The organism is Rothia sp. BD8, assembly GCF_044878465.1.
GTDB classification, from domain to species: Bacteria; Actinomycetota; Actinomycetes; order Actinomycetales; family Micrococcaceae; genus Rothia; species Rothia kristinae.
On sequence record NZ_JANJES010000011.1, the window covers coordinates 23,038 to 40,017 of the forward strand.

A 16,980-nucleotide genomic window follows, 5' to 3' on the forward strand; every position below is an offset into this window, starting at 1 on the left:
GACTCCGCGCCCGGCGGGGGAGGAGACGACGCGGACCAGCGAGTACAGTGGTCGCGTGACTTCCGACCAGCGAGACCACCTGCGCCTGTTCACCTCCGAATCCGTCACGGAGGGGCACCCGGACAAGATCTGCGACCAGATCTCCGACTCCATCCTGGACGCCCTCCTGGACCAGGACCCCCTGGCCAACGTGGCCGTGGAGACCATGGTCACCACCGGGCAGGTGCACGTGGCCGGGGAGGTCACCACCAGCGCCTACGTGGAGATCCCCAAGATCGTGCGCGAGACGATCCTGGACATCGGCTACAACTCCTCGACCCACGGCTTCGACGGCGAGTTCTGCGGCGTCTCCGTGTCCATCGGGGAGCAGTCCCCGGACATCAACGCCGGGGTCTACACCTCCCTGGAGCAGCGCAGCGGCACCGCCCGGGACGAGCTGGACCACCAGGGGGCCGGGGACCAGGGGCTGATGTTCGGCTACGCCTCCAACGAGAACGCCGCCCTGATGCCCACCCCGATCTGGCTGGCTCACCGCCTGTCCGAGCGGCTGACCGCGGTGCGCAAGGACGGCACCCTCGCGGATCTGCGCCCGGACGGCAAGACCCAGGTGACCCTCGGGTACGACGGCACGACCCCCGTCTCGGTGGACACCGTGGTGGTCTCCACCCAGCACGACCGCGGCTACGCCCTGGAGGACCTGCGCCGCGACGTCGAGGAGCACGTGATCCGCCCGGTCCTGGCCGAGCAGGACCTCGACGCCGCGCAGGCGAAGCTGATCATCAACCCCGCCGGGCAGTTCGTGCAGGGCGGGCCCGTGGGCGACGCCGGGCTGACCGGACGCAAGATCATCGTGGACACCTACGGCGGGATGGCCCGCCACGGCGGCGGCGCCTTCTCCGGCAAGGACCCCTCCAAGGTGGACCGCTCCGCGGCCTACGCGATGCGGTGGGTCGCCAAGAACGTCGTCGCCGCGGGGCTGGCCGACCGCGCCGAGGTGCAGGTGGCCTACGCGATCGGGCAGGCCAACCCCGTGGGCCTGTACGTGGAGACCTTCGGCACCGAGCACGTGGACCCGGTGCGCATCGAGAAGGCCATCCGCGAGGTCTTCGACCTGCGTCCGGCCGCGATCATCCGGGATCTGGAGCTGCGCCGCCCGATCTACGCCAAGACCGCCGCCCACGGGCACTTCGGCCGCTCCGAGCCCGAGTTCACCTGGGAGCGCACCGGCCGGGTGGACGCCCTGCGGGCCGCCGTCTAGGTGAGCCCGGCCGAAGATCCCGGGGTGCTGCCCGGGATGGAGGAGCTGGGGGCACCCGAGCCGACGGCGCCCGGGACCTCCCCGGCGGCCGAACACCGACCGGTGGCCCGGGTGGCCATCGACACCCGGGTGCCCCACCTGGATCGGCTCTTCGACTACGAGGTGCCCGCCGAGCTGGACGAGCAGGCCCAGCCGGGCGTGCGCGTGCGGGTCAGCTTCCACGGCCGGGTGCAGGTGGCGTGGCTGGTGGAGCGGGTGGACACCACGGCCGCCGAGACCTCGCTGCGCCGGATCCTCGAGGTGGTCTCCCCGCTGCGCCTGCTCACCGAGCAGACCTGGGAGCTGGTCCGGGCGGTGGCCGCGCGCATGGCCGGTCTGGATGCCGATGTGCTGCGTCTGGCCGTGCCCCCGCGGGCCGCCCGCACCGAGCAGGCCTTCCTGCGCGAACACCCCGGGCTGCTCACCGGCCCCCAGCCGCCGCCCGCCCCGCCGGTGGCCGAACTCGACCCTGAACTCCACTCCGACCCCGGTCCCGCCTCGACGGGTCCCTGGGTCCTGTACCGCGGGGGAGCGGCCTTCCTCGCCGCCCTGGGCGCCGAGCGCGACCCCGGACAGCCGACGCCGCGGGCCGTGGCCGCCCTGGCGCCGTCCGCCGAGGCCGACTGGGCCCGGCTGCTGGCCGCGGCCTGCCGCGCGGCGGTGAGCGCCGGGCGCCGGGCGCTGGTCATCGTCCCGGACGCCACCGCGCTGGACCGCCTCACCGCGGCCCTGGCCCCGCTGTTCGACGCCGAGCGCATCGCCCGGCTGAGCAACGACGAAGGCCTCAGCGAGCGCGCCGGGGCCCACCTGCGCGCCCGCGCCGGCCTGGCCGACGTCGTGATCGGCACCCGCTCGGCCGCCTTCGCCCCCGTCCCGGAGCTGGGCCTGCTGGCCTGCTTCGACGACGGGGACCCCAACCTCACCGAACGCCAGGCCCCCTACGCCCACGCCCGAGACGTGCTGCTGCTGCGCAGCGCCCGGCAGGAGGTGCCCCTGCTGCTGAGCGGGTACGCGGTCTCCGCGGAGGCCCAGCGCCTGGTGGACACCGGCTGGGCCGTGCCGCTGAGCCCGGATCGGGAGGACCTGCGGCGCGCCAGCCCCCTGGTGGTGGCCACCTCCGACTCCTACCAGCGGGCCCGGGACCCCCTGGCCGCCCTGGCCCGGATCCCACAGCGGGCCCACCAGTCCGCCCGCCGCGCCCTGGAGCACGGGCCCGTGCTGGTGCAGGTGGCCCGCACCGGGTACGCCCCGACCCTGGCCTGTCAGCGCTGCCGCACCCCGGCCCGCTGCCCGCACTGCCACGGCCCCCTCGGACTGACCCGGGACTCCCGCTCCCACGCCGAGTGCCGCTGGTGCGGGCGGGCCGCGGCCGACTGGGCCTGCCCGAGCTGCGGCAACCGGACCTGGCGGCTGAGCACCGTCGGGGCGCTGCGCACCGCGGAGGAGCTGGGGCGGGCCTTCCCCCGGGTCCCGGTGATCTCCTCCTCCGGGGAGCACGTGCGCGCGCAGGTCCCGGATCGGCCCGCCCTCGTCGTGGCCACCCCGGGGGCCGAGCCGCGCGTGCCCGGCGGGTACCGGGCGGCCCTGCTGCTGGACGGGGACCGGATGCTGCAGCGGGACGCGCTGCGCAGCACCGAGGACGTGCTGCGCCGGTGGGCCAACGCCTGCGCGCTGGTGCGCTCCCGGCAGGAGGGCGGGGAGGTCGTGGTCACCGCGGAGCAGTCCTCGGTGCTGGCGGCACTGGTGCGCTGGGATCCCTCCGGATGGGCCCGGCGGGAGCTGGCCGAGCGGCGGGAGCTGGGCCTGCCCCCGGCGGTGCGCACGGCGGCGATCACCGGGCCCCGCACGGGCGTCGAGGCCTTCCTCCGCGCCCTGGACCCGCCCTCCCTCGGGCAGGCCCCGGCCCTGCGCGTGATCGACCCCATCCCGCTGGAGCCGGACGGAGAGGACCAGGAGCTCTACCGGGCACTGGTGTTCATGTCCTACGGCATCGCACCGCAGGTCACGGCGGCCCTGCGGCGGGTGCGCGCGGCGTCGTCGGCGGCGCGTGAGCACGCCCCCGTGCAGGTGCGCTGCGACGGCTCCGACGTGCTCTGAGATCCCCGACCCCCTGACGCGGCCCCGAGGGCCCGCTACAATCTCATGCGGTGCCCGGGCCGAGGCGTCGACGCCGGGCGGGCACCCGGCAGCTCCCGCCGCGTCCGCTCGCTCCCGATCCCTTCCGGAAGAGGTCCCCGCATGTCCGTGAAGCGCACCGCGCGCATCGCCCTGTCCTTCGTCGGCCTGCTGGTCGGCGCGGGCTTCGCCACCGGACAGGAGGTGATCCAGTACTTCATCTCCTTCGGGTCCTGGGGCATCGCCGGGGCCGTGCTGGCCGGCATCGTCATGGCCGCCGCAGGCGCCGTGATCCTGCAGCTGGGCAGCTACTTCCTGGCCGATGAGCACAACCGCGTCTTCCGCTCCGTGTCCTACCCCGTGATCGCCAAGCTGCTGGACGCCTCCGTGACCATCACCCTGTTCGCCATCGGGTTCGTGATGCTCGCCGGGGCCGGCTCCAACCTGCAGCAGCAGTTCGGGCTGCCCGCTTGGATCGGCTCGGCCATCATGCTGGTGCTGGTCATGGTCACCGGCCTGCTGGACGTGGACCGGGTCTCCAACATCATCTCCGCGGTGACCCCGCTGATCATCATCGCCGTGTGCGCGGCCTTCCTCTGGACCCTGTTCCACCTGCCCTCGGACCTCTCGGCCCTGGACCATCTGGCCGCCGCCCAGGAGTCCCCGGTCTCGCCGTGGTGGGTCTCGGCCCTGAACTACAACGGCCTGGCGCTGATCCTGGGTGTGTCCATGTGCCTGGTCATCGGCGGGAACAACACCGACCCGCGGGAGGCCGGCTGGGGCGGTCTGGCCGGGGGCATCCTCTATACGGTCATGCTGATCATGGCCGCGGTGACCCTGTACGCCAACATCGCGGTGGTCGGGGACTCCTCCGTGCCGATGCTGAAGCTGTTCGAGCACATCCACCCCGTGCTCGCGCAGATCATGGTCTGGATCATCTTCCTGATGATCTACAACACCGCGATCGGCATGTTCTACGCGCTGGGTCGGCGCCTGAGCGCCGGACGCGAGCAGCGCTACCGCCGGATCTTCCTCGTCGTGTGCCTGCTGGGCTTCGCGGTGAGCTTCGTCGGCTTCGAGACGCTGATGACCTACGTCTACCCCGTGATCGGGTGGATCGGTGCCGCGATGGTGCTGGTCCTGCTGGGCTGGTGGGTGCTCAACCGCCGCGACATCCTCGCCGAGGGGGACCGACGCCGCAACCTGCGCGCCCTGCTGTACCTGCGCGATCACCCCGAGCGGGAGTACAGCGACGCCCACGCCGCCCGGGCCGAGCGCATCGCCGAGGACTCGGTGGTCGAGGCCCCGCAGGTCACGGCCGCGATCGGCGTCGAGGTCCTGCGCGACCTGAACCGGGACGAGGACGTGGACTCCGAGCGGATCCACCGGGAGCAGGACCGATGAGCGCGCGCCGCACGATGCGCATCGCCCTGGCCTTCGTCGGGCTGGTCGTGGCCGCCGGCTTCGCCACCGGCCAGGAGCTGATCCAGTACTTCCTGTCCTTCGGGGCGATCGGGATCCTGGGGGCGCTGATCTCCGGGGTCGTGATGACGGTGGCCGGGGCCGTGGTGCTGCAGGCCGGCTCCTACTTCCTGGCCAAGGACCACCGGAAGGTGTTCCGCAGCGTCTCCCACCCGGTGGTCTCCGTGTTCCTGGACGTCGCGGTGACCCTGACCCTGTTCTCGGTGGGCTTCGTGATGCTCGCCGGCTCCGGGGCGACCCTGGAGCAGCAGTTCGGGCTTCCGGCCTGGGTCGGCTCCCTGATCATGGTGGCGCTGGTGATGCTCACCGGCCTGCTGGACGTGGACAAGGTCTCGCGCATCATCTCCTCGGTGGCCCCGGTGATCATCCTGGCGGTCCTGGTGGCCTTCATCTGGTCCCTGGCGCACGTGCCCGGGGACCTGGGGGCGCTGTCGCAGCTGGGCCGGACCCAGGAGTCCCCGGTGCACCCGTGGTGGGTCTCCGCCCTGAACTACACCGGGATGAACCTCATGGTCGGGGTCTCCATGTCCCTGGTGATCGGCGGTGCCGAACCCAGCCCGAAGGAGGCCGGCTGGGGTGGGCTGATCGGCGGGCTGATCTTCACTGCCCTGCTGCTGATGAACGCGACCACGCTGTTCTTCACCCTCGACGAGGTCGGCGACGCCCAGGTGCCGGTGCTGAAGGTCTTCGACCACATCAGCCCCGTCTTCTCCACGATCATGGTGTGGATCATCTTCCTGATGGTCTACAACACCGCGATCGGGATGTTCTACGCCCTGGGTCGTCGGCTCACCGCGGCCCACCCGCGGCGCTACCCGTGGGTGTTCCTCACGGTGTGCGCGATCGGCTACGCCGTGAGCTTCGTCGGCTTCGGCACCCTGATGTCCAGCGTCTACCCGGTGATCGGCTACGTCGGGCTCGTGCTGATCGCGGTGCTGGTGCTGTGGTGGTGGCCGCGTCGGCAACGGATCGGCAGCGAGGACTCCCGGCGTCGGCGCATCGGCGCCCTGCTGCGGGTCAAGCAGGATCGCCGACGCCGATTCTCCCGGGGTCAGCAGGATCGGCTGGAGGCCCTGCTGGAGGAGTCCGAGACGGAGCCCGCGGCCGTCACGTCCGCGCTGGAGATCCAGAACCGCCAGCACGACGAGCGCGGCTGACCCGCTCGGCCAACTCCACCAGGGTGCGCGCCGAGGCCTCCCAGGAGTACCGGGCGGCGTCGGCGACGCCCCGTGCCGCGAGCTCGGTGCGCACCCGGGGATCCTCCAGGCGGCGCACCGCGGCAGGGAAGGCCTGCGGGTCCTCGAAGTCCACGTGCAGCCCGTGCGGGGCGACCTCCCGGAAGATCGGGATGTCGCTGAGCACCACGGGCACCCCCTGCGCCTGCGCCTCGACCACGGGCAGGCCGAAGCCCTCGGCCCGGGAGGCGCTGACCAGCGCCCGGGCCGTGCGCAGCAGCTCCCGGTACTCCGGCTCGGCGATCCCGTCGTGGAAGACCACCCGGTCCGGATGTCGGATCAGCGCGGCCAGCTCGCGTCGTCGGGCCTCGGGGTAGCGGGAGAGCAGGTGCAGCCGGTACCCGGGCAGCCGGTCCACGCCCGCGATCAGCCGCTCGACCCCCTTGTACGGCATCGCCGATCCCATGTAGAGCAGGTCCGTGCCGCGCCCGCGCGCCCGGGTCCGGGTCTCGAGCGGGTCCAGCAGCACCCCGTCCGGGGCGGCATTGGGCACCACCGTGACGGGGCGGCGGGTCAGCCGGTGCTCGTCTATCAGCCCGGCGGTGGTGTCGCTGACCGTCACGACGGCGTCGGCACGGTTCAGCAGCCACCGCTGCGGGGCGTAGCTGCGGTGGAACAGCCGCCAGCCCAGGCGCACCGGGGCCGGCAGGAACCCCGGCGGCTGCGGGTGGGCGTAGTAGATCAGGTCGTGCAGGGTGAGGATCTGGGCGTAGTCCCGGCCCCAGGTGCCGATGGTCTGCATCGGGGAGAAGACCACGTCCGGGCGCAGCCGGTTGATCCGCAGGGCGCTCAGCGGCTCCAGAGGACCGGTGGGGGAGAACCCGCGCACCGTCGGCAGCTCCGGCAGCTGCTTTCGCTGGGCCGGGTCGCTGATGAGCATCGCGACCCGCAGCCCCGGGGTCTGCCCGGTGCGGATCAGAGCATCCACCGCGTGCAGCAGCCCGGCCGTGTACCGGCTGATGCCGTCGTGCACAGGCCGGACGTAGCGGGCATCCACCAGCAGCCTCACGCCGCACCCCCGTTCCCGTCGGACCGAGCGGGTCCGGCCGCCGGGCGCGATGACGACGCCGCCGGCGCGGCCCCGGTCTCCGGGAGGGCCTCGGTGAGGAAGTCCCCGACCACCCGGGCCGCCCGGCGGGGCGTCTCGTAGTGGATCAGGTGCCCGACCTCGGGCAGCACTTCCAGGCGCGCCTGCGCCTGCGGTGGGAAGGTCTCGCGCAGCCGCCGCTGCCCGGCCACCGAACCGAGGTCGTCCCGCTCGGCGGCCACCAGCAGCGTGCGCACCGTGACCTGCCCGGACCAGTCGCCCACGGTGGCCCGGGTCGAATCGGCGTAGGCCTGAATGACCACCCGACGGGAGGCGAAGGCCCCGAAGTACGCGGCGTGCTGACCGTTGATGAACCGGCGCAGGTGCGCATCGCGGGTCTTCATCATCAGCTCCGAGGAGATCCGGGTGATCGCCGCCGAGCGCACCAGCCGATCTCCCAGCGCCTCGGGCAGCACCGCGCACACCCGGTAGAACAGGGCGGCCCCCAGGGCCGGCAGGCGCTGGGCCGAGGCCAGGGCCGGTTCGCAGATGGGGTTGAGCAGGGCCAGCGCCGCCACCGCGTCCGGGTGCTGCGCCGCCAGGGCCGCGGCGACGACGGAGCCGTAGGAGTGCCCGAGCACCGCCAGGGGCAGCCCGTCCTGCGGCAGGGCTTCGAGCAGCTGCCCCAGGATCTCGGCGTAGCCGGCGACGTCGTGGGCGCGGGCTGGGAAGGCCGGGGAGCGGCCGAAGCCGGGCAGGTCCGGGACCACCGTCTCGACGTCGTCCGGCAGGGCGCGGGCCACCAGGTCCAGACCGTGGTGGTCCCCGCGGAAGCCGTGCACCGCGACCAGGCGCACCCGGGGCGAGGTGCGTGCCGGGTAGGTCCAGGTGCGCAGGACGCCGGCGGGCAGATCCCACCGGGTCTCGGCGGGCAGGTAGGCGCCGATGGGGGCGGATTCCAGGATCGAGCTCACGCCCTCCACTCTACGGTTCCTCCCCGGGCCGGGCGCCGTCGTCGGGGCCCGGCACCGCGTAGACTGGGACGGTTCCCGCGCTCACGCGCGGGCGCCCGCACCCCGATGCCGAGAACCGAAGGAATGATGGTGGCCCAGGTGAGTGACGCAGCCCGCGAGCAGGCGGCCGAGGAGAGGACCTACGACGCCGCGGCCCTGGAGGCCCGCTGGCAGGAGTACTGGGAGACCGAGCGGGTCTTCGTCCCCCTCGACGACGGCTCCAAGCCCCGCCGCTACGTCCTGGACATGTTCCCCTACCCCTCCGGGGACCTGCACATGGGCCACGCCGAGGCCTTCGCGATGGGCGACGTCGTCGCCCGCTACTGGATGCAGCGCGGCTACGACGTGATGCACCCGATCGGCTGGGACTCCTTCGGCCTGCCCGCGGAGAACGCCGCCATCAAGAACGGCACGCACCCGGCCGAGTGGACCTACCGCAACATCGAGACCCAGGCGGCCTCCTTCAAGCGCTACGGGATCGCCGTGGACTGGTCCCGGCGCCTGCACACCTCGGACCCCGAGTACTACCGCTGGACCCAGTGGCTGTTCCAGCAGTTCCACGCCAAAGGCCTGGCCTACCGCAAGGACTCCCCGGTCAACTGGTGCCCCAAGGACCAGACGGTGCTGGCCAACGAGCAGGTCGTCAACGGCGCCTGCGAGCGCTGCGGCACCCCGGTGACCAAGAAGTCCCTGAACCAGTGGTACTTCCGCATCACCGAGTACGCGGACCAGCTGCTGGAGGACATGGATCAGCTGGAGGGGCACTGGCCGGAGCGGGTCCTGGCGATGCAGCGCAACTGGATCGGGCGCTCCTCGGGTGCGCGGGTGGACTTCCGGATCCCGGCCGAAGGCGGCCGGTCGGAGCGGGAGGTCTCCGTGTTCACCACCCGCCCGGACACCCTGTACGGCAACACGTTCCTGGTGGTGGCCGCGGATGCGGACCTGGCCCTGGAGCTGGTCACGGACGAGCAGCGGGCGGCCCTGGAGGAGTACCGGGAGCGGGTCAAGGCCTTCTCGGACATCGAGCGGCAGGCCACCGACCGGGAGAAGACCGGCGTGTTCACCGGTCGTCACGCGCTGAACCCGCTGACGGGGGAGTCCGTGCCCGTGTGGGCCGCGGACTACGTGCTGGCCGACTACGGGACCGGGGCGGTCATGGCCGTGCCGGCCCACGACCAGCGGGATCTGGACTTCGCCCGCGCCTTCGACCTGCCGGTGCGCACCGTCGTGGACACCGGGGAGGAGGACCCCGCGGTCAGCGGCGTGGCCACCACCGGGGACGGCGTGCTCACCGGCTCCGGGCCGCTGGACGGACTGGACAAGTCCGCCGCGATCGCCCGCGCCGTGCAGCTGCTGGAGGACAATGGCGCAGGGGCCGGCCAGACCATCTACCGGCTGCGGGACTGGCTGCTGTCCCGCCAGCGCTTCTGGGGCGCGCCGATCCCCATCATCCACTGCCCGGACTGCGGTGAGGTCCCGGTCCCGGAGGATCAGCTGCCGGTGCGCCTGCCGGAGAACCTGAAGGGCGAGCAATTGGCGCCCAAGGGCCAGTCCCCGCTGGCCGCGGCCGAGGACTGGGTCAACGTCGCCTGCCCGTCCTGCGGCGAGCCCGCCCGGCGGGACACGGACACGATGGACACCTTCGTGGACTCCTCCTGGTACTTCCTGCGCTTCGCCAACCCCCACCTGGACACCGCCGCCCTGGACCCGCAGGCGCTGCGCGACTGGGCGCCGGTGGATCAGTACGTGGGCGGTGTGGAGCACGCGATCCTGCACCTGCTCTACGCCCGGTTCTTCGTCAAGGTGATCCGGGACCTCGGGTGGGTCGACTTCGATGAGCCCTTCCGGGCCCTGCTGAACCAGGGTCAGGTGCTCAACGGGGGCAAGGCCATGTCCAAGTCCCTGGGCAACGGCGTGAACCTCGGCGAGCAGCTGGACCTGTACGGGGTGGATGCGGTGCGCACCACGATGGTCTTCGCCTCCCCGCCGGAGGACGACGTCGACTGGGCCGACGTCTCCCCGGGCGGGTCCCTGAAGTTCCTGGCCCGGGCCTGGCGGCTGGGACAGGATCTGACGGCCCCGCTGGGGGCGGATCCGGCCGACGGGGACCAGGCGCTGCGACGGGTCACCCACCGGATGCTGCACGAGGCCGAGCAGGCCCTGGAGTCGGGCAAGTTCAACGTGGTGGTCGCCAAGACCATGGAGCTGGTCAACGCGACCCGCAAGGCCATCGACGCCGGGCCCGGCGGGGCCGATCCGGCCGTGCGCGAGGCGGTGGAGGCCGTGGCGGTGCTGCTGAGCCTGTACGCCCCTTACACCGCGGAGGACCTGTGGCACCAGGTCGGACACGATGAGCCGGTGCTGCGCGCGGGCTGGCCGCAGGTCCGGGAGGAGCTGCTGGTCCAGGACACGGTCACCGCCGTCGTGCAGATCCGCGGCAAGGTCCGGGACCGCCTGGAGGTGCCCGCGGACATCGACGCCGAGCAGCTGCGCGAGCGCGCCCTGGCCTCGGATGCCGTGCAGCGGTTCCTGGACGGGTCCGAGATCCGCAAGGTCATCGTGCGCGAGCCGAAGCTCGTGAACATCGTCGCCTAGGCGCACGCGGGCAGCGGCCATGACCGAGTCGCGGGATCCGGTAGGCACAACCGGGCGGGAGGAGACCGGCCCGGACGTTCCCGGGGCGGTCCTTCCCGAGACGGGCGCGGCGCGGTCGCGGCCGTGTCGGGTCGGGGTGCTCACCGACGCCGCGGCTGGCCTGCCCCGCACCCTGCTGGAGCGAGCACGCGCGGCCGGGGAGCTGATCTGCCTGGATCTGCCCCTGATGATCGAGGGCCAGATCTTCCCCGAGGCCGCGGACCCGCGCGTGCGGGAACACCTGGTGCTCGCCGCCGCCGAAGGCCGCAGCATGAGCACCTCCCGCCCCTCCCCGGGCGCCGTCTCCCGGGCTCTGGCGGCCCTGGCGGCGGCCGGGTGCACCGAGGTGGTGGCCCTGACCATCTCCGGGGAGCTGTCCGGGACGGTCCAGACCCTGCGCACCGCCGCCCGGGAATCCCCGATCCCGGTGCGCGTGCTGGACACCCGGACGGTCGCCGCAGCCCAGGCCGCCGGGGTGGCCGCCGCGCTGGCCGCCGCGCGCACCGGCGCGGATGCCGACCGGGTGCTCGAGGCGGCCCAGGCGGCCCTCGAGGCGACGCAGCTGCTGTTCTGGGTGCCCTCCCTGGAGCAGCTGGGCCGCAGCGGCCGGGTGCCCCGGGCCCTGGCCCGCGTCGGGCAGATGCTGCACGTCAAACCCATCGCGACCGTCGAGCAGGGGCGCCTGCGCTACCTGGAGCGGCCCCGGCAGACGGGTCCGGCGGTCCAGCGCTTCGCCGAGCTGGTCGCGCAGCGCGCCACCCGGGCGGTCCTGGCCGACGCCGCGGCCCGCGGCGTGCCCGACGATCACGGGTGGGCGGTGTGCCTGATCCAGGACTTCTGGGGCCGAGAGGTACCCGAGCGGCTGCACCACCGGATCGAGGAGCAGCTGGGGGGCCGGGTACGCGTGGTGCGGGCGGACCTGCCCGCTGCCCTGGCCGTGCACACCGGCCTCGGACCGACGGCCGCGGCGAGCATCCCCGGGCACCTGGCAGGGGCTCTGGCGGATCCGGCGCCCGACGTCGCGGGGGACTGAGCGCCCTACGGGTCCGCGCCGATGGGGGATGGACGCGGTGTCTTGGCCCCGTCATCCACCGAGGGGTCCTCCGGCCGGGTCGGATGTGCGGAGGCGGATCGCGGGTCCTTCTACGGTGAGGCCCATGAACCAGCGCATCGAGGAAACCGAGGACCCGTGGGAGGTCCCGGAGGATCACCGCGTCACCCGCCGCACGGTCCCGTCCCCGCGCCGGGCGGGTCCCACGGCCTCCCGGCAGCGGCTGACCGCGATGATCGAGGGCCTGGCCCCGGACGAACGGGGACCGGCCGCCGTCCCGACGCCGGGGGTCGGGTGGCTGCGCTTCTCCCCGTCACCAAGGGCGGTGCTGGGCCTGCTGGCCGTGGCGGCCCTGGCTGTGCTCGCGCTCGTGCTGTTCGTCCCCCGCGGGGAGCAGCAGGCCCCGAGGATCGCCGTGGCCGCCTCCGGAAGCGCCTCCCCGTTGGAGCTCGGTTCGCCCGACCCGGGTTCCGACGCCGCCCCGGCGGCCGGTGCCCCAGGGACTCCGGGTGCCACGGCGGCGTCGGGCGGGGAGGTCGCCGTGCACGTGGTCGGCGCGGTGAAGTCCCCGGGGCTGCAGCGGCTTCCGGCCGGGGCCCTGACGGCCGAGGCGATCCAGGCCGCCGGCGGGCCCACCGAGGAGGCCGGGCTGGAAGGGATCAACCTCGCGGCCCCGGTGCAGTCCGGACAGCAGATCCGGGTGCCCACCCGAGAGGAGGCGGCCGCCCAGGCCGCGGCACCGCCCAACCCCTCCGGGACCGCCGCTGCGGGAGCCGGGGATACCGGGACGGGTCCGGGAACGGCCGGCAGTGGTGCCGCGAGCGGGGAGCGGATCAACCTGAACACGGCCACCGCCGAACAGCTGGAGACCCTGCCGCGGGTGGGCCCCAAGCTGGCCCAGCGGATCCTGGACTATCGGCAGGTCCACGGGGCCTTCGCCTCGGTGGCCGAGCTGGATGCCGTTCCCGGGATCGGGGAGGCCATGCTCGCTGCCCTCGAGCCGCTGGTCATGGTGTGAGATGCCCGCGCCCGGGCTCGGCACCCAACCCGTGCGAGCCGTGGATCTGCGGCTGCTCAGCGCGGCGGCCGCGGCCTGGACGGCCGCACTCCTCGCCCCCGGCCACCAGCCCCGGGCCCTGCTGGCTGCCGCCGGGATCTGTGCTGCGGGCGCCCTGGTCGGCGCCGGACTGCTCATCCCGGCGGCCATCGGGCGCCGTCGCGGTCCCCGGACCCGAGGTGCGGTCCCGGAGGATCCCGGGGATGGGGGACGGGCGGGTCGGTCCCCGAGATCCGGTCCCCGCGGGCTGCTCCCGCGGGCTCGCGCCGTCCTCGGTGCCCTGGTGATCGCGGCGGTTGGGGCGGGCCTGGTGCTGACCAGCGCCGGCCTGCAGGCGAGGGACCCGGTGGCCCTCGCTCTGGCGGAAGCCGCCCGCGCGAGCACCGACGGCGAATCGGGCACCGACGCCGAGTCATCGGTCGACGGCGCCGCCACCGGGGCGGGGCAGACCCCGGCCTCGTCCGCCGAGACGAACCCCGCGGAGACCGCCGTCCGCCTGGTCGCGCGCGTCGCGGAGGACCCCAGGGAGGTGGAGGGCCGCTTCGGCTCCCGGTGGGCCGTGCCCACCACGGTCCTGGCCGTGCAGCGCGGGCCCACCGGGGAGACGGCGGCGGGCTCGGCGGCGGTGACGCTGTGGTTCGGCGCCGATCCGACGGCGCGCCTGGCCGAGGCCGGCACCGCACCGGTCCTGCTGGCCGGCGTCGTGAGCGCCGGGCGCGGTGGGGAGCCGCAGATCTCGGTGGCCGCCGTGATCGGCCCGGCGGACCCGGACCACGCCGGATCGGGCGGTGCGTCGTCGGGCTCCGCCGACAGGACCGGTGCGCGGCCGGGGATCCTGGAGCGGGCCCGGGAGCGCACCGAGGCCCGGGCCCGGGACCTGCTCGCCCCGGACACCGCCGCCCTGGTGCTGGGCATGGCCTACGGGGATGACGAGTCCCTCTCGGAGCCGACCGCCGAGGACATGAAGACCGCCGGGCTCACCCACCTGACGGCCGTGTCCGGGTCCAACGTCGCGATCGTGCTGCTGCTCGGGGTCCACGCGGTGCGCTGGACCCGCTGCCCACGGGCGGTGACCCTGCTCGCCGGGATCGCGGCGGCCGGGGCGTATCTGCTGCTGGTCGGTCCGGACCCCAGCATCCTTCGCGCCACCGTCATGGGGGTGCTCGGCGGGATCAGCGTGGCCGCCGGGCGCGGCGGATCCAGCGGGGCGGCCCTGTGGGTCAGCACCGTCGTGCTGCTCACGGTGGACCCGAGCCTGGGCGCCGACGCCGGGTTCGTCCTGTCCGTGGCGGCCACCGCCGGGATCATCCTGCAGGGCCCGGCCGTGTGCCGGCTGCTGTGCGGGGTGGCCTGGCGGTGGCTGGCCGAGGCGCTGGCCATCAGCATCGTCGCGAGCCTCTGGTGCGCGCCCTATCTGGTCCACCTGTCCGGGTTCTGGGGGCCGTGGACGGTCCCGGCCAACGTGCTGGCGGCCCCCGCGGTCCCTCTGGGCACGGTCTGCGGTCTGCTGGCCGTGTGCTCGTCCGGGGTGGGCCCGCTGGCGGATCCGCTGCTGCTGGGCGCCGGTGTCTGTGCCCGATGGATCGAGGCGGTGGCCCACGGGATCGGGCAGGCCCCGGCCGCCCGGGTGCCCACCGGGGACGGGCCCGGCGCCGTCGTCCTGGCCGGGCTGTTCGCGGGATTGGCCGCGGTGGCCCTGCAGCTGGCGGACCCGGCGCGCCGGGCTACCATGAAGGAGCTGCCCGACAGTCTGCGGGCCAGCCTGGCCGCCGAGGAGGAAGGACCCCCATGCCCCCGCGCCGCCGCAGCGCCGAGACCGAGCAGACCTCCTGGCGCAGCGTGGAACCGGCCCCCGTGATCTTGCTCAGCGGTTCGGAGGAGCACTTCGCGACCCAGGCCCGACGTCGCGTGCTCGCCCGGATGCGCGAGCAGCGCGGGGAGGTCGAGGTCCACGAGCTCTCCGCCCGGGACTACGCCCCCGGAGCCCTGGCCCAGGCCACCGGCCCCTCCCTGTTCGGGGACGCCCGCCTGGTGCGGGTCCAGGAGCTGGAGCGGATGTCCGAGGAGTTCCTCACCGAGGCCCTCGCCTACGTCAAGGCCCCGGACCAGGAGTCCGTGGTCCTGCTGCACCACGGCGGCGGCAATCGCGGGAAGAAGCTGCTGGACGCGATCGGCAAGGCCGGGCACCCGGTGGTGTCCTGCCGGCCGCTGAAGACGGACCGGGACGCCTCGGAGTTCCTGCACGCCGTCGTGCGCGAGGCCGGGCGGCGCATCGAACCGGATGCCGTGCGGCTGCTGATCGCCGCGACCGGGCGCGACGCCGCCGAGCTGCACGCCGCGGCCCGGCAGCTGCTGGCCGACGGGCCCGCCACGATCACCGATGCCGTGGTGGAGCGGTACTACGGGGGACGCACCGAGGTCACGGCCTTCAAGGTCGCCGACGCCGCCGTCGCCGGGAACCCCGGATCGGCGCTGCGCGCGCTGCGCCAGGCCCTGGACTCCGGGGTGGACCCGGTGCCGCTGGTCGGCGCCCTGGCCATGCGGGTGCGCACGATCGCCCAGGTGCACGGACGCCGGGACAGTCCCGCCCAGCTGGCCCGGGACCTCGGCATGGCGCCCTGGCAGGCCGAGCAGGCCCAGCGGGACGCCCGCCGCTACGCCCCCGAGGCGCTGGGGGAGGTCATCCGGGCCCTGGCCGAGGCCGACGCGCAGGTCAAGGGCGAAGCCCAGGACCCGATCTACGCCCTGGAGCGGGCCGTGCTCACCCTGGCCACCGCGGGACGCCGCCGCTGACCAGCCGCCCGAGGCCTCCTCCCGCAGGATGGGTCTCCGGGTCTCCCACCCTGCGCGCGCAGCGGCGCGCCCGGGGCGGGGCCGAGCGGATGGGGGCGGGCCGTGCGGATGCGACGAGGCCCCGTCGCCTCCACCCCCGGAGGGGAGTGAGGGAACGGGGCCTCGAGCGGCTGGCCGTGAGGGGGCGTTACGCCAGGGAGTTCACCCGAGCGGCCAGACCGGACTTCTTGTTGGCCGCGTTGTTCTTGTGCAGCACGCCCTTGGAGACGGCCTGGTCGAACTTGCGGGAGGCGACGCGCAGGGCCTCGGCGGCCTCTTCCTTGCTGCCGGACTCCACGGCCGCGTTGACCTTGCGCACCGCGGTGCGCAGCTCGGACTTGTAGGCGTTGTTGCGCAGGCGGGCCTTCTCGTTGGTCAGGATGCGCTTCTTCTGGGACTTGATGTTCGCCACGTGAAAAGTTCTTTCTGTTCCGTCGAATGGGTCAGTGAGGGCAAACGCAGCGGATCGCGACTGAGCGGCGTGGGGATGCCGAGGGTTCCGTCATCGCTGCGCAGTGCCCGATGACCATCGGACACACAGCCGTCCACTCTAGCAGACCGCGGAGGTTCAGGCCACCGGTGGGGGAGCGCCGTCGGCCGCGACGACGAGGCCCCCGCCCGTCGCCTCAGCGGCGGCGGGGCACGGCGCGGACCACCCGCTCGAAGACCTCGCGCGGCAGCACCGCACCCTCCCGGCGCACAGTTCCGGGATCCACGCGGATCACCCGGTCCACCAGGATCTCGGAGGCCCGACCCTGCCGGTCCCACGGGCCGGAGCCGATGTCCAGGTAGCGGTCGTCGCGGTGCGCGGCGTTGGTGTGATCCTTGCTGGTCAGCATCAGCCCCAGCAGCCAGCGCCCGTCCCGACCCACCAGCAGCACCGGCCGGTCCTTGCCGCGCCGGTGATCCTCCTCGTAGGGCACCCAGGTCCACACGATCTCCCCGGGATCCGGCCGCCCGTCCGGGCGCGGCCCGTAGACTGCATCCAGGGCCCCGGTGTAGTCCCCGGGATAGGCTCCGGTGTTCCCGGTGCGGTGCTCGGACGGGGCGGCGACCGCCCCGGAGCCCCGCTGCGAGGAGGAGCTGCGGGTGGTCTCCGGCTGCTGGGAGGCGTACCGGCGCCAGAGGCGCTGGGCGGTGCGCAGCACGCGGGTCACGGTGCGGCGATCGATCTGCATGCTCCTCACCCTAGGCCACCGTCGGTCCCGCACGGGGCCGCCGCCCCCGCCCCGCGTCC

General features: G+C 73.9%; 13 protein-coding genes. 9 read left to right on the top strand and 4 right to left on the bottom strand.

Annotation, left to right across the window (positions count from 1 at the left end):
* Positions 1 to 55: 55 nt before the first annotated feature.
* The 4 genes from metK to NQ707_RS08845 all read left to right on the top strand — a co-directional run bounded on the left by metK (position 56) and on the right by NQ707_RS08845 (position 6,051).
* Positions 56 to 1,258, top strand: coding sequence for a methionine adenosyltransferase (metK, locus tag NQ707_RS08830; protein ID WP_064725349.1), 1,203 nt, complete (start codon positions 56 to 58; stop codon positions 1,256 to 1,258).
* Complete coding sequence (locus tag NQ707_RS08835; protein WP_404435496.1) at positions 1,259 to 3,394, top strand: primosomal protein N'; 2,136 nt, start codon at positions 1,259 to 1,261, stop codon at positions 3,392 to 3,394. It abuts the gene before it with no gap.
* A gap of 141 nt (positions 3,395 to 3,535) precedes the next feature.
* On the top strand, positions 3,536 to 4,816 hold the full coding sequence (locus NQ707_RS08840; protein WP_133143327.1) for a hypothetical protein: 1,281 nt from the start codon (positions 3,536 to 3,538) through the stop codon (positions 4,814 to 4,816).
* On the top strand, positions 4,813 to 6,051 hold the full coding sequence (locus NQ707_RS08845; protein ID WP_099049735.1) for a hypothetical protein: 1,239 nt from the start codon (positions 4,813 to 4,815) through the stop codon (positions 6,049 to 6,051). Before NQ707_RS08840 ends, NQ707_RS08845 begins: the two co-directional genes overlap by 4 nt.
* Here NQ707_RS08845 and NQ707_RS08850 read toward each other — a convergent pair.
* Together NQ707_RS08850 and NQ707_RS08855 are read right to left on the bottom strand one after the other, a co-directional pair.
* Positions 6,002 to 7,138, bottom strand: a complete 1,137-nt coding sequence (locus NQ707_RS08850; RefSeq protein WP_404435498.1) for a glycosyltransferase family 4 protein — start codon at positions 7,136 to 7,138, stop codon at positions 6,002 to 6,004. The two genes, NQ707_RS08845 and NQ707_RS08850, sit on opposite strands and share 50 nt — an antisense overlap.
* On the bottom strand, positions 7,135 to 8,130 hold the full coding sequence (locus NQ707_RS08855) for an alpha/beta fold hydrolase (protein WP_165869968.1): 996 nt from the start codon (positions 8,128 to 8,130) through the stop codon (positions 7,135 to 7,137). The genes NQ707_RS08850 and NQ707_RS08855 overlap by 4 nt, the downstream gene beginning before the upstream one ends.
* 123 nt (positions 8,131 to 8,253) lie before the next feature.
* On the opposite strand from NQ707_RS08855, the gene leuS reads away from it, so the two are divergent.
* The 5 genes from leuS (at position 8,254) to holA (ending at position 15,704) form a co-directional block, all read left to right on the top strand.
* Positions 8,254 to 10,764, top strand: a complete 2,511-nt coding sequence (leuS, locus tag NQ707_RS08860) for a leucine--tRNA ligase (protein WP_404435500.1) — start codon at positions 8,254 to 8,256, stop codon at positions 10,762 to 10,764.
* A gap of 136 nt (positions 10,765 to 10,900) precedes the next feature.
* Positions 10,901 to 11,836, top strand: a complete 936-nt coding sequence (locus NQ707_RS08865; protein ID WP_061225521.1) for a DegV family protein — start codon at positions 10,901 to 10,903, stop codon at positions 11,834 to 11,836.
* Positions 11,837 to 11,960: 124 nt separating this feature from the next.
* Entirely contained in the window at positions 11,961 to 12,872 is a 912-nt protein-coding gene (locus NQ707_RS08870) for a ComEA family DNA-binding protein (protein ID WP_058731239.1), read from the top strand.
* 1 nt (position 12,873) lies between these two features.
* Complete coding sequence (locus NQ707_RS08875; RefSeq protein ID WP_058731238.1) at positions 12,874 to 14,769, top strand: ComEC/Rec2 family competence protein; 1,896 nt, start codon at positions 12,874 to 12,876, stop codon at positions 14,767 to 14,769.
* A complete protein-coding gene (gene holA / locus NQ707_RS08880) occupies positions 14,700 to 15,704 on the top strand; it encodes a DNA polymerase III subunit delta (RefSeq protein ID WP_058731237.1) in 1,005 nt (334 codons plus the stop codon). Before NQ707_RS08875 ends, holA begins: the two co-directional genes overlap by 70 nt.
* A 187-nt stretch (positions 15,705 to 15,891) precedes the next feature.
* Here the strand turns inward: holA and rpsT are convergent, their stop codons facing one another.
* Both rpsT and NQ707_RS08890 read right to left on the bottom strand, forming a co-directional pair.
* Positions 15,892 to 16,155: a 30S ribosomal protein S20 gene (rpsT, locus tag NQ707_RS08885; protein WP_058731236.1), complete on the bottom strand. Its 264-nt coding sequence runs from the start codon at positions 16,153 to 16,155 to the stop codon at positions 15,892 to 15,894.
* A 214-nt stretch (positions 16,156 to 16,369) separates the two neighbouring features.
* Positions 16,370 to 16,921: a type II toxin-antitoxin system PemK/MazF family toxin gene (locus tag NQ707_RS08890; protein ID WP_133143326.1), complete on the bottom strand. Its 552-nt coding sequence runs from the start codon at positions 16,919 to 16,921 to the stop codon at positions 16,370 to 16,372.
* Between the last annotated feature and the right edge of the window lie 59 nt (positions 16,922 to 16,980).

What these genes read in the sequence shown, in the direction of transcription:
- NQ707_RS08870 (WP_058731239.1), top strand. Translation starts at nt 11,961, where the DNA reads ATGAACCAGCGCATCGAGGAAACCGAGGACCCGTGGGAGGTCCCGGAG.
- NQ707_RS08875 (WP_058731238.1), top strand. Translation starts at nt 12,874, where the DNA reads ATGCCCGCGCCCGGGCTCGGCACCCAACCCGTGCGAGCCGTGGATCTG.
- holA (WP_058731237.1), top strand. Translation starts at nt 14,700, where the DNA reads ATGCCCCCGCGCCGCCGCAGCGCCGAGACCGAGCAGACCTCCTGGCGC.
- NQ707_RS08845 (WP_099049735.1), top strand. Translation starts at nt 4,813, where the DNA reads ATGAGCGCGCGCCGCACGATGCGCATCGCCCTGGCCTTCGTCGGGCTG.
- NQ707_RS08890 (WP_133143326.1), bottom strand. Translation starts at nt 16,921, where the DNA reads ATGCAGATCGATCGCCGCACCGTGACCCGCGTGCTGCGCACCGCCCAG.
- NQ707_RS08840 (WP_133143327.1), top strand. Translation starts at nt 3,536, where the DNA reads ATGTCCGTGAAGCGCACCGCGCGCATCGCCCTGTCCTTCGTCGGCCTG.
- leuS (WP_404435500.1), top strand. Translation starts at nt 8,254, where the DNA reads ATGATGGTGGCCCAGGTGAGTGACGCAGCCCGCGAGCAGGCGGCCGAG.